The organism is Quyinboa sediminis, assembly GCF_042219855.1.
In the GTDB taxonomy this organism is placed as follows: domain Bacteria; phylum Bacteroidota; class Bacteroidia; order Bacteroidales; family UBA5342; genus JBHJHP01.
The window spans coordinates 943380-958986 of record NZ_JBHJHP010000001.1; the positions used below are offsets into that span (position 1 = coordinate 943380).

The following is a 15607-nucleotide window of genomic DNA, read 5'->3' on the forward strand; positions in this document are numbered from 1 at the left end:
CATGTTAAAGATAAGCAATCATAGATTCACAAAAACCAAGGACATTTCATTTATTTCATGTCCTAAGAATAACCGTCTGTTTAATGCTGGTCAGCCTGATACGATCATTATACATTATACAGCCGGCAGAAGTGGCGAAAACTCGGCCAGTTATCTTGCCAGAGATAATGTAAAAGCCTCGGCTCATATTGTTATTGACCGAACCGGACATATATATCAGCTTGTACCATTTAACACAGTGGCCTGGCATGCCGGACCAAGTTCATATGACGGACGTTCAGGATATAACAATTTCTCCATTGGAATTGAAATCGATAATGCCGGTATACTAGAACCTTCCGGAGATAAATATATTTCATGGTTTGGCAAATCGTATGAACCGGATGAAGTAATCAAAGCTGTTCACCGGAATGAATCTGTTGAACGTTACTGGCATACCTATTCTGAAATTCAGATTCAACTGGTTCAGGATATATGCGAACTTTTGATGGATACCTACCCAACCATAACGACTATCCTGGGACACGAAGAAATATCGCCCGGAAGAAAACAGGACCCGGGACCTGCTTTCCCTTTGGATAAACTACGGAATCTGCTTCTGAGCAACCGCGATTCCGATGCGCCAACCGAATTAAAAAGTGTTGGTTTTGTGGATGCCAACCTGTTGAATATCCGCGAATTGCCATCCGGTGAGGCTGCCATGGTATCTTCCCCTTTATCGAGGGGAACAAGGGTCCGGATTAAAGCCAGTCATGATGGCTGGTACCAGGTTACTGCAGAAATTGAAGGCTGGGTATACGGAGAATACATCTCTTTAGAATAAAAGCCTTTTGCCCTTTGAAATCAAAGGGCATTTTTATTGGTAAGCTTCGGAAATGTTATTATCTTGTCGTTTGTTTATCAGCATCTTATCCGGTTTAAAACGGATGAACATCAACAAAAACCACTTTATCATTTATTTAACTGAAAGGCTATGGATTCCCGCATGAACACATCCCTGTTATCATTCGCATTAAGTGTGTTGTTTCTGGCAACAACAATTCAGCTTTGCGCACAATCCGACAACGGAAATAAGGCAGCAGAGTTAAAAGCCAAACAGGAAAAACTGGCAGCGTTTAAACGTACCTTTTACTGGTGGCCGGAAATCAGTCAGAAGTCCTACACCTGGTACAAATCAGATGAAGGAAAACAGATGGCAGAAAATATTCTTTCGTGGCAGGATCACGGAACAGGATGGCCACTAATGAACACCGCCAGACGACCGTTCACCGGTGATTCAACTATGGCAGGTCCCTGGGGTATGAAAGCGGCTCTGGTAAAAGCAACGGTGAATGAGATCCGGTTCATGGCTCGTGCCTTTACGGCAACCAGGGATGATCGGTATAAAAAAGCACTGCAGGGTGGTATTAATTATATTCTTGAAGCACAGCATGCATCAGGAGGCTGGCCTCACTCCTATCCCTACCGAACAACCGATTATTCTCATTATGCGACCTATAATGACGATGTAATTCCGGACATCATGACCCTGTTATCGGAAATTATGAGTTTTACCGATTACAGAGTTATAGGTGATACTGCAATGAACCGGGTGAAGAACGCCTATAACAACGGGTTGGATTTTATTCTTAAAAGTCAGATTACAGATAATGGCCGGTTAACAGCCTGGGCTCAGCAATACGATGAAACAAGCGTTGAACCCAAAGCCGCAAGAGCATTTGAACCGGTGGCTATCAGCGGTGGTGAAAGTGCAGCAGTGCTGCTTTTCCTGATGAACATCCGAAAACCGTCGGATGAGGTAAAACAGGCTGTTGAGGCAGGTGTACAATGGTACAGAGATGCACAGATAAACGGGTTTAAGATTGTAGAAGAAAACGGGGATGTTGTGTTGAAAGCCGATCAAAAAGCCGGACCAATATGGGCAAGATATTATGAGCTGAAAACACAAAAACCAATTTTTGCCGGACGTGATGGAATTGTAAGATACAAGCTTGCTGAGATTGAAAAAGAGAGAAGAACAGGTTATGCCTGGTATAATCAAAATGGCTTAAAAGTTTTTGACCGCTATTCAAAGTGGAAGCATGAACGAAAATGGGATAATCAGCCGGCCACCAACACAGATGAATCAAAAGTTGTTGAATATTCACTTCCTGATCCGCTTTTATCAAATGGGAAAAAAGTGAAAACTGTGAAAGTCTGGGAAAAGAAAAGACGCCCTGAAATAGTTCATCTGTTTGAAGAATACCAACACGGTAAAACACCGGATCATCCAATCAGAATTAAAAATGAGGTTCTGGAGAAAGACGTTCCCGGCATGAATGGATTATCAAAACGCACCCAGGTTCGTATTACGTTTCCTGATTACCCGGAAGCACATCCAATCAGGGTGCTGCTCAATGTACCGGCAAATGCCACAGGTCCTGTCCCCACTCTGCTGCATATCAGTTTTACACCAAATCCCGTCCTGTTTAATGAACCGGGCATAGATGAAGATATGGCCTGGAATACCAGGTTAAAGATCCCGGTTCCGGACAAAGAATCGTGGCGATTACAGGATACCGATCCAAAGCATTTTATCGATCATGATTATGGTATTGCAACCGTTTTTTATGGCGATATAGAGCCCGATTTTGATTCTGAAGGGAAATATGGTGTGCGTTCCTGGTATAAAAGGGATAGCGTTCAGCATGCTGATGACTGGGGGGCTATTGCCGCCTGGTCATGGGGACTGAGCCGCATTATGGATTATCTTCAGACGGATCCGGATGTGGATGGATCAAAAATTGCCCTATCCGGCGTATCGCGCCTGGGAAAAACCGTAATCTGGGCAGGAGCCAGCGATCAGCGTTTTGCTATGGTCATACCAATGGTTTCGGGCGAAGGAGGAGCAGCAATAAGCCGTAGAAACTTTGGTGAAACCATTGCTGACCTCACCAATCCTCAGCGCTATTATTACTGGTTTGCGCCACGATACAGCGATTATGCATTTCAACCGGATCAGCTTCCTGTAGATGGACACATGCTTATTGCCCTGATTGCACCACGCCCTGTATTGCTGATTGTAGGACAAAAAGATACCTGGTCTGATCCTAAAGGTGAATGGGTTGCAGCAAAAGCAGCAGAACCTGTGTATGAACTATACGGTCTCAAAGGGCTGGAGCAGGAACAATACCCTGAACCCGAGAAACCGATATTAAACGATATGGGCTTTTACATGCACGAAGAAGGGCATGGTGTTTTTCCAAATGACTACAAGGCTATGACAGATTTTATGGATCTTCATTTTAAGTGAACATCTCAAATCAGATAGTGAAACAGGTCTGGTTTTTCATTGATGTATTCATATACAAACCCGTTGTCAGTGAGGCGCTGAAGCAGGGCTTCAAAGTCGCTTTTGTCGGTTAATTCTATGCCCACGAACGCAGGCCCTTTTTCACGGTTATTTTTTTTGGAATATTCAAAATGTGTGATGTCATCCCCCGGCCCAAGCACTTTATCCACAAAATCACGCAACGCACCTGCACGCTGAGGAAACCGAATGATAAAATAATGTTTCAGCCCTTCAAACATCAATGAACGTTCCTTTATCTCTTCGGTCCGGGTAATATCATTATTACTGCCTGAAACGATACAGGCCACATTTTTATGCCTGATCTTATCTGCATAATAATCCAAAGCCGCTATGGATAATGCTCCTGCAGGCTCCACCACAATAGCTTCCCTGTTGTAGAGTTCCAGAATTTTAGTGCAGATTTTCCCTTCAGGCACCAGTACGATATCATCGACAACCTTTTTGCTGATCTCAAACGGAAGTTCACCAACGCGTTGCACAGCAGCTCCGTCAACAAATTTATCAATTGAATCCAGTGTGATAACCTCACCTCTTTTTAAAGATTCATACATGGACGGGGCTCCTGCCGGTTCTACACCTATAATTTTTGTGTTCGGACTGACCTGTTTAAAATAGCTGCCAACACCACTTACTAAACCACCACCGCCAATAGGCACAAACAGATAATCCAGCTGGCACGTTGACTCCTGCAGAATTTCCAGAGCAACCGTTGCCTGCCCCTCTATGATCTGAGGATCGTCGAATGGATGGATAAACGCCATGTGGTTCTCTTCACACTCCTTTTTGGCAGCACTGCCGGCCTGATCATAGGTATCCCCTTCAAGGACAATATCCACATATTCCTTTCCAAACATTTGCACCTGCTTAATTTTTTGCCGGGGTGTTGTGGTAGGCATATAAATTCTGGCTTTGATCCCCAGTTTAAAACAGGAATAAGCCACTCCCTGCGCGTGATTTCCTGCACTGGCGCATACTACTCCATTCTTTAACTGCTCTTTACTGAGACTTTTAATTTTATTGTAAGCGCCACGAATTTTATAGGACCGGACAATTTGCAGGTCTTCCCTTTTTAAAAATACTTTGGCACCAAACTGTTCGGATAAAATCAGATTTTCAGTAAAAGGTGTGTTTCGCAGTATCTCGTTAAGTGTCAGTTTAGCTTTATTTACAGCCTGTAAAGACGGATAGTAGAGTTGAGCCATTTATTTTGGTTTTAAACAACAAAAGTAAGATAAATGGATTGGCAATTGTTTATAAACATGCATTTTCTGAAATCCATTTGATAGAGGAACACAAAGCCCTTCAATTGGTTCACCCTGTGGTTTGCTTATCCTCCAGTTCTGAAACACAATAAACCGAGAATGTCCGGTCCCCCATGCACCGGGGAAGTATATCCCTAATTTTGGGAAATCCTGCCCTCTTCAATCCCGGGGTTAACACTTTTAGCTTAATAATTGGTTTAAATTTGTATGTTGAAAACATTACAAACTAAATTACATATTTATGAGACTCAAATTTTACTTTGCTGTACTGTTCAGTATTTTGCTTTTTCAGGCAGTAAGTGCCCAGACTGTAAATACAACCAGTACCATAGCCTGGCCGCATAATACGGCAGATGATCCTCTGGCAACTTATTCTGATAATACTGCTGACTATTTCAAGCAGGATTATGTATCTCTTGGAAGTAATCTGCATTATAAAGGCGTTAGAACCAGTAACGGTGTAACTTTCAGGACCTATCAACCCAATGCACAAACAGGTACAGGACCTGAAAATGCGATTAGTTTCAATATTAAACCGGTCACAGGACTGACTTTTGTACCAACAAGCATCTCATTTAAAGCACAACGTTATGGTACAGATGGTGGATTTATAGATGTTGTCTGGAAATCCACAAATGGAACAGAAACAGTACTGGCAACGGATATAAAACCAGACAGGGACAATTCAGGTTCTTATACAGACTATTTTTATAGTTTGCCGGAACATTCCGTTAATGTTACTGGTTCTGATGCAGAATGTTCTCTAATTCTGATATTACATGATCTTGGGAATACAAAAGAAGCCGGATTTGCTGACGTAACGGTAGTTGGAAATATCTCCGGAACAGTTGCCAATGTCACCACATACACTTTAACTACCTCCGTTTTGCCGGATGGTGCAGGTGAAGTATCTACTTCTCCCGTTGGAGATGAATTTGATGAAGGAACAGAAGTCACACTGACTGCATCAAAGAATTTCGGATATAAATTTTCTCACTGGGCTGATGCTTCAGACCAACAGGTGTCCACGGCAAATCCGTATACCGTAACGATGAATGCCAACACCGTACTGAAGGCGGTATACAATGCTGTCAATACCTACTCCCTGACCGTAACGCCTGATGGTGGTGCCAATGATTATATGATCTCCTATTTGCCGGAAGGTAACATGATTGACAATAAACGGATGTACGAAGATGGCACGAATGTAACGATTACTGCAAGTGGCAATCCTGTGCTTACCTTCACCAACTGGGACAATGGAGAAACAGGAACGGATCTGACCGTTAACATGAATGAAGACAAATCGATAACAGCCTATTACAGTGCTGTGGATTACATTGTAGGCTGGGATTTTTACCTGCCCGGCAATTCTGGTCGCGTAGCCGATTTTTATTCCACAGACGATAACCAGTCCGCTTCGCTGATACTCCGCGATGCTGCCGGAAATACCACCTCATGGCTGGATAAATCAACTGTCGCTGCCGGGGGTTACGAAGCAGCAGATGGAGCTGCGGTGAACTGGAATAACCTGGCTGACAAATACTATTACCAGATCAGTTTTAATGCTGCTGATTTTACGGACATAAAAGTTTCGGCAGATATGCTGTATAACTATAATGTATACTCTGTTCAGCGCTGTGAATACTCCCTGGACGGAACCAGTTTCACTTTACTGGGAACCTATACCTTAAATGCAGCCAAAGCACTTTTTCCGGGTGAATTCAGCTTACCGGCTGATGCCAATAATGCAGGAATGGTTTACATCCGCTGGATTCCTGATTATACATCAGATGTTGTAGGTTCATCTACTGAAAAAGACGGCACCTGTATCTCTGCCATTTATGTTACAGGAACCGAAGCTATTGTGGATGATGGAACTGCTCCCGTTCTGGTAAACAGTGTTCCTTCTGACGGTGCCACCGGTGCCTCAGCATCAGGAAAAGTTGTACTGACCTTTGATGAAAAAGTTAAGATTGCTGAAAATACAACGGGCCTGGTTGGACAAAAAACATTGATACCCGCCGTTTCAGGCAAGACCATTACTTTCCCCTACACAGGACTTGACTATAATACCGAATATACGTTCACTTTGGCAGGTGGCGTTATCTCCGATCTGACAGACAATACCATAAGCGATCCGATAAGCATTACCTTTACAACCCTTGATAAACCCATGGTTAGCAAGAAGGTTTACGACTTTATTGTAGGTATGGATGGTGATTTTGCTGCTGCATTATCTGCTGCACAGGCAGCTTCATCGAGTGGCAACCGCTTTTATATTTTCTTCCCTGACGGTGATTACAATATCGGTGAACTTACAGGAGATGGCAATGAGATGACGACCATATCGATCCCTAACGTATCCTATATCGGAGAGAGCACTGATGGAGTTATTCTGCACAACAATCCGGCCAGCGAAGGAATTGGTACTACGGCGACGATCTATTTCACCTCTTCTTCATCAAACATTTATATGCAGGATATCACACTGCAGAATGATTATGATTATACAGGCTCTACCGGCCGGGCTGTGGCCCTGAGAGATCAGGGTGATAAAAACATCTACAAAAACGTCAGGCTTTTGAGTTTTCAGGACACCTATTATACGGGTGATGACAGATCATACTGGGAAAACGGAGAGATTCACGGTACAGTTGATTTTATCTGCGGTGGCGGCGATATTTTCTTTAACGAATGTTTGTTGTATCTCGAGGACAGATCAGGAAACTGCCTTACGGCTCCTGCATCCAACGGCGACTGGGGTTACGTGTTTTCAAACTGTACCATTGACGGATATCCGAGCAATAAAGGATCGTATCGTCTGGGGCGTCCCTGGAGCAATGCCCCAAAAGCCGTATATATTAATACGACCATGAAGGTACTCCCTACTGCAGAAGCATGGGGCGATCCGATGAATGTTGTTCCTGCTGTTTTTGCTGAATACAACAGTATGACAGAAAGCGGTTCGGCTGTGGATCTCAGTAACAGACGCACAACTTATACCAAAGATGCAACCACCGTTGTACTTGATCCGGTTTTAACATCAGCGGAAGCAGCGACATACACAGTAGACAACGTTGTGGGTGGCAATGATGCATGGCAGCCAAAGATCAATACAGAGCAGGCTCCCATACCGGTAATAACAATTGAAGGCAATACCATTAGCTGGGACAACAGCGATTATGTATTGGGATGGGCTGTAATTAAAGATGGGCAATTTGTGGATTTCATCACGTCAAACAGTTATACTGTCCCCGTAGATGCAACCAGCGGAACCACCTATTCTATACGCGCCGCAAATGAAATGGGTGGTTTAAGCACTGCCTCAAATGCAGTGGTGTACAATGCGACGGCCATTGAGTTGAACAAGGCTGACCGTAAGATTTCCGGATACAGGTATTATTCTGTTAACGGGAAACCAATCCGCAATATGAAGGAAGCCAAAGGTGTAATCATCATTCAGACACTGTATGATGATGGTAGCATCACGACACAAAAAGTTGTCAGGCTAAAAAAAGACTAAAGGGCTAAGACCCCATAATCCTGAGGCTGCTCCTACCGGGCAGCCTCTTTTTATGTATCTTGTATCTTGTGTCTTATATCTTACCTCTTGTGTCTTATATCTTGTGTCTTATATCTTGTGTCTTATATCTTACCTCTTGTGACTTGTATTTTACTCAAATACCATTAATTTTGAATGAACATTATACCGGCAGGCTATGGAAGTTTTAGTATTAATGCTTTTAACATTTGGAGGGTACATTGCAGCTTACCATCTGTATGGTAAATTCCTGTCCCGTAAAATCTTTAAGATAAACCCGGCTTCCAATGTGCCATCACACAACTTTCAGGATGGTGTGGATTTTGTACCTTCAAAAAAGAAAGTCGTATTCGGACACCATTTTACATCCATTGCCGGTACTGGTCCTATAGTTGGTCCTGCAGTAGCTATTATCTGGGGTTGGGTCCCGGCATTGATCTGGGTATTCCTGGGAAGCATATTCATGGGTGCGGTTCATGATTTCGGGTCACTCGTGATATCACTACGTAACCAGGGAAAATCAATATCTGACTACACAGCCAGATACATGCACAGGCACACCCGGTTTCTGCTTTTCCTGGTGGTATTTCTGGAACTGTGGATCGTAATTGCCATATTCGGCCTGGTAATAGCGATCATTTTTAATATGTTCCCCGCATCAGTCTTTCCTGTATTTATGCAAATTGCCATTGCCGTGTGGCTGGGCCGGATGATCAATACTAAAGGCAGAAACATTAACATTTATACTGCCATTGCAGTGTTACTAATGTTTGCGACCATAATAGCAGGTGTTTATCTGCCATTCAAAATGCCTGGTATTGCAGGTATACCGGCAACCGGTGTATGGACAATTGTGCTCCTTATCTATGCTTTTATTGCCTCTGTTCTACCTGTATCTACCTTATTGCAACCAAGGGATTTTATTAATGCTTACCAGTTAATTGTGGTTATGATTTTACTGGTTGGCGGAGTCATTGCAGCCGCTTTCAGTACCGATCTGAGTCTGGTGGCTCCTGCGATAAGTATGGATCCCAAAGGAGCACCCAAACTGTTTCCGTTTCTGTTTATTACGATTGCCTGTGGAGCTATATCGGGATTTCATTCCGTGGTTTCATCCGGAACATCGGCTAAACAGCTGGATAACGAGAAAGATGCTCTGTTTGTAGGTTATGGCTCCATGCTGATGGAAGGCACACTGGCATTGCTCGTCCTTATAGCAGTGGCTGCAGGCATCGGGTTGGGCTATAAAGCCGGAGATCACACTTTAACAGGTATTTCGGCATGGAATTCCCATTACGCGTCGTGGCAGGCTGTTTCCGGTCTCGGATCCAAACTCAATGCCTTCGTGGTCGGATCATCCAACATGATTGGTACGCTTGGTGTACCATACCAGTGGGCATTGGCCGTTATGGGTGTATTTATAGCCTCATTTGCCGGAACCACGCTGGATACAGCCACACGGTTACAACGCTATGTGATAAGTGAAGTATTCACGGGTGTAAAACCCATGCAAAATAAATGGCTTGCAACATTTATTGCTGTCCTCACCGCGGCTGTTCTGGCCTTTGCAAACGGAGCTGACGGGAACGGGGCATTAAGTCTTTGGCCTTTATTTGGCGCAGTAAACCAAACTTTGGCAGCGCTTGCCCTCATTGTAATCACCCTTTATCTGAAGAAAAAGGGTAAGTATTTCTGGATGGTCTCCGGATTACCGGCTATATTCATGTCCGTGATGACCATTTGGGCATTACTGGCAAATGAAAAAGATTTCTGGGGAGATAAAAACTGGCTCCTTGTTGTTGTAAACTTTCTTGTGATAGCTATTGCATCGGTTATTACGCTGGAAGGATTTGGACTTTTCCTGTTACCGGAACGACATAAGGAAATCAGATCAGAAAAAGCCTAAAATTTAATAATCCATCTGTTTAACGATCTTCTTCTTCAGGATCAGGTTCTGAATGAAAATAAAAAAGACTGTAAAAGATGGCCATCATCATAATACCCCAGTACCGGTTCATCATGGATTCAAAGTTCATACTAATCCCGAATAATAAGGCAAAGGTAATCATCAGAAAATTTCTGCGTTTGAATCCAAACCAGATCAGTGTTCCTAAAATCCACAAAAGGGTTAATAAGCCCGGTATACCGGTTTCAGCCCAGGTATGCAGGTACTGATTATGCGGATTTATTCTGAGCTCCTTCATCTCATCCAATCCGCTGTCCTCGTATTTTTGAGCCAGCATGTGATAAAGATCGCCGTTACCCACACCAAGAAAAGGGTGCTCTTTTATAACGTCGAGCGTAATTTCCCTGGCTTTTAACCGCATGGTATTTTCATCTGATCCTGACGTTCTGCCCGATAATACCTGAAACTGCGGATTGTATGCTACGCCGCTGAGAAGAATCATGGCGACCAGTATCAGCCAGTATTTCTTCAGATCAAGATAATGTCTGTACCGGATGGTCAAAAAGATTAGGATTACGGACAACACAACAGCAGACATCAGGGCACCATTTGTAGAAAGCAGAATAAGCACAAAACTTTCCACAATAAAAACCGGTATTGCAATGCGCTGGATCAGAAGGGATTTGTGTTCATTAATCAGCGTAAATACTACAATGGAAATGCTGAACGCCAGCAATACTGCGGTATAAGTCGGATGCATCAGAAAAGAAAAATTATCACCCATCAGATAGTTGTTATGAATGACAGTATCCAGCAGGTACGTTTTATCGGAAGAAAACCCGGGCACGATACACAGCATCCCGTCACCTATTTGAGTAGAACGGTACAAACCGGTAACAATATAAAGCAATGATACAAGCAATGTTCCCAACACGAAAAAACGAAATCCTTTCCGGGCCACTCTGCGACTGAAGGCCGTAAATAAAAGCAACAGGGGGATAGCCAGAAATGAACTCTTCTGTACCAGTAAGTCAAGCCCACGTCCCGGGTGTTTACTGTAAACCAGACTGATTAGCATTATAAGGAAGTAGGCAAAAACAGGCAAAAAATAGATCACTTTTTCTTTCGATGGAGTGATTCTTTCCTTTAGTGCCTTCCGAAACATTAACACTCCAAATAAAAGCAGGGGAATAATGGAAAACTGCCACCCGAACGGAAGGGTCATCATTAAAATCGAGAATACAAATTCATCAACAGTATCAAAGACGTCAATAATCCGAACGGCTGTTTTATCCATGAGTTGTTATTTAGCAATAACAAAAATAAAAATAAATTTTTGTCTGCTGCTAAAACTCAGAAGTAAAGAAGAATTCAATGTCTTTAAAGTTATCCTGTGCCATTTGAAGCATATACTGAGAATCGGCTAAAAACACATCACGACCATGCTTATCCTTTGCCATGTACTGTGCTTTTCGCTTTTTAAAATCCTCAAGTGCTGCCTTGTTTTTGCTTCTGATCCAGCATGCTTTAAATAAGTTGATGGCATCGTAACGGCACTGTGCATTGTATTCATGCAACAACCGGTACTGTATGACTTCAAACTGCAGCTGTCCCACCGTACCAATAATCTTCCGGTTATTGAACTGATTGATGAACAGCTGGGCCACACCTTCGTCCATAAGCTGATCAATCCCTTTAGCCAGCTGCTTGGACTTCATCGGGTCAGCATTTTCTATGTATTTAAACATTTCGGGAGAAAAGCTCGGCAGTCCTTTATAATGAAGATCCTCACCTTCGGTCAGTGTATCACCAATTTTAAAATTGCCCGAATCAGGTAAACCAACAATATCGCCCGGCCAGGCCTCTTCGACAATACTCTTTTTCTGAGCCATAAAAGCAGTCGGACTGGAAAATTTCAGATTCTTTCCCAGTCTGACATGTGTATAGTTTGTATTGCGCTGAAACATACCTGAACAGACTTTCACAAAGGCGATGCGGTTTCTGTGGTTGGGATCCATATTGGCATGAATCTTAAAGATAAATCCGGTAAACTTTTCCTCGTCAGGCTGCACTTCACGTTCGTCTGCTTTTGATATTCCCGGCATGGGTGCAATATCGATGAAACAGTCCAGCAACTCTTTCACGCCAAAATTATTCAGTGCACTGCCAAAAAATACAGGTGCCACATTTCCGGCACGGTATTCATCAAGGTCAAGCTCAGGATAGACACCTTCGACCAGTTCAGCCTCTTCACGCAATTTTTCGGCATCTGCATCCCCCAGCATTTTATTCAACCGTTCATCAGAAAGGTCGCTGATCTCGTGCATTTCGGTAACAATCTGTTTGCTGGGTGCGAATAAACGCAAATCACGACCATACAAGTTATAAACACCTTTAAATGAAGGGCCCATATTGATTGGCCAGGACAAAGGACGAACCTTAATCTGCAATTCTTCCTCAATTTCATCCAGCAATTCAAAGGCATCCTTTCCTATGCGGTCCAGCTTATTGACAAACACAATTACGGGAGTTTTACGCATGCGACAAACCTCCATCAGTTTACGTGTTTGAGCCTCAACACCTTTTGCCACGTCTATCACAATAATAACACTGTCCACGGCTGTCAGTGTCCTGAATGTATCTTCGGCAAAATCCTGGTGACCGGGCGTATCCAGAATATTAATTTTTCTACCGTTGTATTCAAAGCCCATAACAGAAGTTGCAACCGAAATTCCACGCTGCTTTTCAATCTCCATCCAGTCGGATGTTGCCGTCTTTTTTATTTTATTTGACTTTACGGCACCGGCCACATGAATAGCACCGCCAAAAAGTAGTAATTTCTCTGTCAGTGTCGTTTTTCCCGCATCCGGGTGACTGACAATGGCGAATGTCCTGCGTCGTTTAATCTCTTCCTGTAATCCCATAATCGTATTAAAAGCCTGCAAAATTAAAAATTATGTTTTGCAAACCATGCATAGTTTAAGATTTTAAACGTAATAGCGGAAAATAAACAGAAGGAAAAAAATGAAATTAAAAACTGTAACCGTACTTAAGGCCTATAATATGCGCGTCTACAGGCTTAACCACATTAAATTCATTTTCGAACATGTAGTAAAGGTTAATTTCAGAATGGTTGGTGAGTATATAAGAAGCTCCGGCTTTTAACCGCCACTGATTCAATATACTACCATGGGGATGATTCAGGTGGTGAAACAATTCGAATTTTATTCCCGGTTTTATTTTCTTACCAAACCAGTCATAATCTATGTCTATCGAATTGCGGTTGATTAATTTCTGATCCACACTGAATGCGGCATTGGTGATATCATCAAATCCATATTGCAGGATAGTGCGCAGTTTAATCTTAAAATCCAGGTAGGATACATCGTATTTTACAAAAGCGGAATAACGCTGTTCAGAGAACATTTTGTAACTGTTGTTCTCTCTTATCTGTATCCTCCAGATAACCCCTACGCTGAAATGTTTGGATAAATCGTAGGAAAGAGACGGCTCAATAAATGTTTTATCATAACTGGATATGTTATGCATATACCTTTGCTCCAGTTCAATATGAGCGTCCAGATTATCAATAATCTCTTTTTCTACCTCTAACCCAAAGCGCATTTTAAAATCGGTATACTGAGCTTTCAGAGAAAAAGGGATTATTGATATTGTGATCAGTAAAAAGCTGAAAAGAAAGCGTGATCTAATCATCGTCATCATTAACGAAACCGTCAATATCGGCATCATCGGCCTGATTCTCACTCTCAAAATAATAGATATCCACCCGTGCGGTGTCGCGCAGAAAATCTATTTTACCAACTTCTACCCTGTTGATTTTAAGACCGGTGCGTTCTTCAAGATCCCTTTTCAATTCAGATCTTGTTTCTGGCTTTATGAGTTCAATTTTTTCGTATACAATAGATTTTGTGGATTCGTGACGTAATAACATCATTCTTTCCAGGAAGTAAGCAGTAATAACCAGAATAGTATTCGTCAGCAGTAACTCAGCATACGAGATTTTTTTATTTGCCAGGGCATTGATAACGGAAATACCGATAACCAGGAAGAGATAGGTCATCTCTTTAATCGGGATCTGCCGTGTTCGGTACCTTATTATTCCAAATATGGCAAACAGACCAAGTGCGAAACCAATCTCCAGCTTTACATTTTCAAGCAGGAAACAAAGCAGGAAGATAACAGTGGAAATAATGATATATGTAAAAAAGTAATCCTTACGTTTTCTTACCCTGTAATACAAAAATCGTACGATAACAAATACGAATATAAAGTTAACCAGAAACCTGACAAACAATTCAAGTGTACTGGGACCATCGATGAGATCGATATTGAAAATTTCTACCATTGTGTTTTTTACTTAAGATTTTGGATTTTGTTTATTCTTCGTTTAAAGTTGTTCTGTTTTAAATTGTTCTGTAATAAGCTAACACCTACACAATACTTGCTGAATCCCATCGGATAAACCTTATTGTCTTTTAACAGGGTGGCGAAAGCTGAATTTTTCTCGTACAGGTTCCTTTTTATTTCTATGATACAAATTGACTCGTTCGTCAGCGACTTTTCGGTTTCAATATCGGTAAAGTTGAGTTTATAATCTATCGTCACCCGTTCCTGAATCACCTTATTGACAAGGGTGATACGGATAAACCTGTTACCCAGTTTGGGTTCAAGTAATTCAGATTCATATGGCGTATACTTTGCAACAAACCAGCCATCGCCATTGATGGTTTGTTCGGTATGTTCACCTGAATTCTCTATCCGTTTTTTTATGGTTTCACCCTTATTATTCTTGCGTTTTATTTCCAGAAACTGTTTATTGGTGTATACATATCTTCTAACCCTGATTTTATGACGGTTTAGTTTACCGTTGTGGTGCATCTTGTACATGCTGAAATCATTGGTATCGAAATACGTGGTTTCATAAGCATGCTCACGTTCCTCCTCTATTTCCAGGACATAATAATCCTCTTTCAGCTGCTCCAGAAAGTATGGCAACTGGGATCTTCCGCATACATATTTTGTATCCTTCCGCCTCATCAGTTCCACATTACCCATCTGGTCCAGCGAAATAGGATCAAACCGGCTTATGACTTTCCGTATATCAGGATCGGAATTCGTACTCATATTTTTTCTTTTTGTATAATCGGTCTCTGTCATCATAATAATGACGTTCCACTTTTAAATCATCATTGTAAATCGTTACAATACGCTCTTTCTGCTCCCCCTTCTCATTCAGTTCTATTTCTTCCACAAGGTTGGAATTGGTATCATACTTATACTTAACCCACTTTTTCAGATCATCACCCTTGTCGGAGTATTCTTTTAGTTCAATCAGATTTCCCCTGGTATCGTAAAACTCTATCTGTTCAATCCAGTATTCCTTATCTCCATCGTCAATGCGCATTTCAGAGTTTTTTACCACTTTGATACCCTTCTGTACAATCTTTTTTTGCGACTGAGCAAATCCACCTGCCACACAGAATATTAATACAATCAGACTAAAGGCCCTTAAATTCTTCATA

Annotated in this window: 11 protein-coding genes; 4 read left to right on the forward strand and 7 right to left on the reverse strand. The window is 42.2% G+C overall.

Features of this window, described 5'->3' with window-relative positions; translation table 11 throughout:
* Position 1 precedes the first annotated feature (1 nt).
* On the forward strand, positions 2 to 823 hold the full coding sequence (locus ACE1EF_RS03980; RefSeq protein WP_375719323.1) for an N-acetylmuramoyl-L-alanine amidase: 822 nt from the start codon (positions 2 to 4) through the stop codon (positions 821 to 823).
* A gap of 150 nt (positions 824 to 973) precedes the next feature.
* Positions 974 to 3292 (forward strand): pectate lyase, encoded by a 2319-nt coding sequence (pelA, locus tag ACE1EF_RS03985; protein WP_375719324.1) that lies wholly within the window; start codon positions 974 to 976, stop codon positions 3290 to 3292.
* Between the two features lie 5 nt (positions 3293 to 3297).
* On the opposite strand, the gene ilvA is transcribed toward pelA, so the two are convergent.
* Positions 3298 to 4554, reverse strand: coding sequence for a threonine ammonia-lyase (ilvA, locus tag ACE1EF_RS03990; protein ID WP_375719325.1), 1257 nt, complete (start codon positions 4552 to 4554; stop codon positions 3298 to 3300).
* Positions 4555 to 4855: 301 nt separating this feature from the next.
* Here ilvA and ACE1EF_RS03995 point away from each other — a divergent pair, with 301 nt between their 5' ends.
* Together ACE1EF_RS03995 and ACE1EF_RS04000 are read left to right on the forward strand one after the other, a co-directional pair.
* Entirely contained in the window at positions 4856 to 8140 is a 3285-nt protein-coding gene (locus ACE1EF_RS03995; protein WP_375719326.1) for a pectinesterase family protein, read from the forward strand.
* A gap of 196 nt (positions 8141 to 8336) precedes the next feature.
* Positions 8337 to 10064: a carbon starvation CstA family protein gene (locus ACE1EF_RS04000; RefSeq protein WP_375719327.1), complete on the forward strand. Its 1728-nt coding sequence runs from the start codon at positions 8337 to 8339 to the stop codon at positions 10062 to 10064.
* A gap of 19 nt (positions 10065 to 10083) precedes the next feature.
* Here ACE1EF_RS04000 and ACE1EF_RS04005 read toward each other — a convergent pair whose 3' ends face one another.
* The 6 genes from ACE1EF_RS04005 to ACE1EF_RS04030 all read right to left on the reverse strand — a co-directional run bounded on the left by ACE1EF_RS04005 (position 10084) and on the right by ACE1EF_RS04030 (position 15606).
* Positions 10084 to 11361, reverse strand: a complete 1278-nt coding sequence (locus ACE1EF_RS04005) for an O-antigen ligase family protein (RefSeq protein ID WP_375719328.1) — start codon at positions 11359 to 11361, stop codon at positions 10084 to 10086.
* Positions 11362 to 11410: 49 nt separating this feature from the next.
* Positions 11411 to 12988 (reverse strand): peptide chain release factor 3, encoded by a 1578-nt coding sequence (locus tag ACE1EF_RS04010; RefSeq protein WP_375719329.1) that lies wholly within the window; start codon positions 12986 to 12988, stop codon positions 11411 to 11413.
* Between the two features lie 106 nt (positions 12989 to 13094).
* Positions 13095 to 13778: a DUF2490 domain-containing protein gene (locus ACE1EF_RS04015; RefSeq protein WP_375719330.1), complete on the reverse strand. Its 684-nt coding sequence runs from the start codon at positions 13776 to 13778 to the stop codon at positions 13095 to 13097.
* Positions 13771 to 14430 carry a DUF4956 domain-containing protein gene (locus ACE1EF_RS04020; protein ID WP_375719331.1) on the reverse strand — a complete coding sequence of 220 codons (660 nt, stop codon included), beginning with the start codon at positions 14428 to 14430 and terminating at the stop codon, positions 13771 to 13773. The genes ACE1EF_RS04015 and ACE1EF_RS04020 overlap by 8 nt, the downstream gene beginning before the upstream one ends.
* Positions 14431 to 14438: 8 nt before the next feature.
* On the reverse strand, positions 14439 to 15209 hold the full coding sequence (locus ACE1EF_RS04025; protein ID WP_375719332.1) for a polyphosphate polymerase domain-containing protein: 771 nt from the start codon (positions 15207 to 15209) through the stop codon (positions 14439 to 14441).
* Positions 15187 to 15606, reverse strand: a complete 420-nt coding sequence (locus tag ACE1EF_RS04030; RefSeq protein ID WP_375719333.1) for a hypothetical protein — start codon at positions 15604 to 15606, stop codon at positions 15187 to 15189. Before ACE1EF_RS04030 ends, ACE1EF_RS04025 begins: the two co-directional genes overlap by 23 nt.
* Position 15607 lies beyond the last annotated feature (1 nt).

What these genes read in the sequence shown, in the direction of transcription:
- pelA (WP_375719324.1), top strand. Translation starts at nt 974, where the DNA reads ATGGATTCCCGCATGAACACATCCCTGTTATCATTCGCATTAAGTGTG.
- ACE1EF_RS04030 (WP_375719333.1), bottom strand. Translation starts at nt 15,606, where the DNA reads ATGAAGAATTTAAGGGCCTTTAGTCTGATTGTATTAATATTCTGTGTG.
- ACE1EF_RS03995 (WP_375719326.1), top strand. Translation starts at nt 4,856, where the DNA reads ATGAGACTCAAATTTTACTTTGCTGTACTGTTCAGTATTTTGCTTTTT.
- ACE1EF_RS03980 (WP_375719323.1), top strand. Translation starts at nt 2, where the DNA reads ATGTTAAAGATAAGCAATCATAGATTCACAAAAACCAAGGACATTTCA.
- ilvA (WP_375719325.1), bottom strand. Translation starts at nt 4,554, where the DNA reads ATGGCTCAACTCTACTATCCGTCTTTACAGGCTGTAAATAAAGCTAAA.
- ACE1EF_RS04005 (WP_375719328.1), bottom strand. Translation starts at nt 11,361, where the DNA reads ATGGATAAAACAGCCGTTCGGATTATTGACGTCTTTGATACTGTTGAT.
- ACE1EF_RS04015 (WP_375719330.1), bottom strand. Translation starts at nt 13,778, where the DNA reads ATGATTAGATCACGCTTTCTTTTCAGCTTTTTACTGATCACAATATCA.
- ACE1EF_RS04010 (WP_375719329.1), bottom strand. Translation starts at nt 12,988, where the DNA reads ATGGGATTACAGGAAGAGATTAAACGACGCAGGACATTCGCCATTGTC.
- ACE1EF_RS04000 (WP_375719327.1), top strand. Translation starts at nt 8,337, where the DNA reads ATGGAAGTTTTAGTATTAATGCTTTTAACATTTGGAGGGTACATTGCA.
- ACE1EF_RS04025 (WP_375719332.1), bottom strand. Translation starts at nt 15,209, where the DNA reads ATGAGTACGAATTCCGATCCTGATATACGGAAAGTCATAAGCCGGTTT.
- ACE1EF_RS04020 (WP_375719331.1), bottom strand. Translation starts at nt 14,430, where the DNA reads ATGGTAGAAATTTTCAATATCGATCTCATCGATGGTCCCAGTACACTT.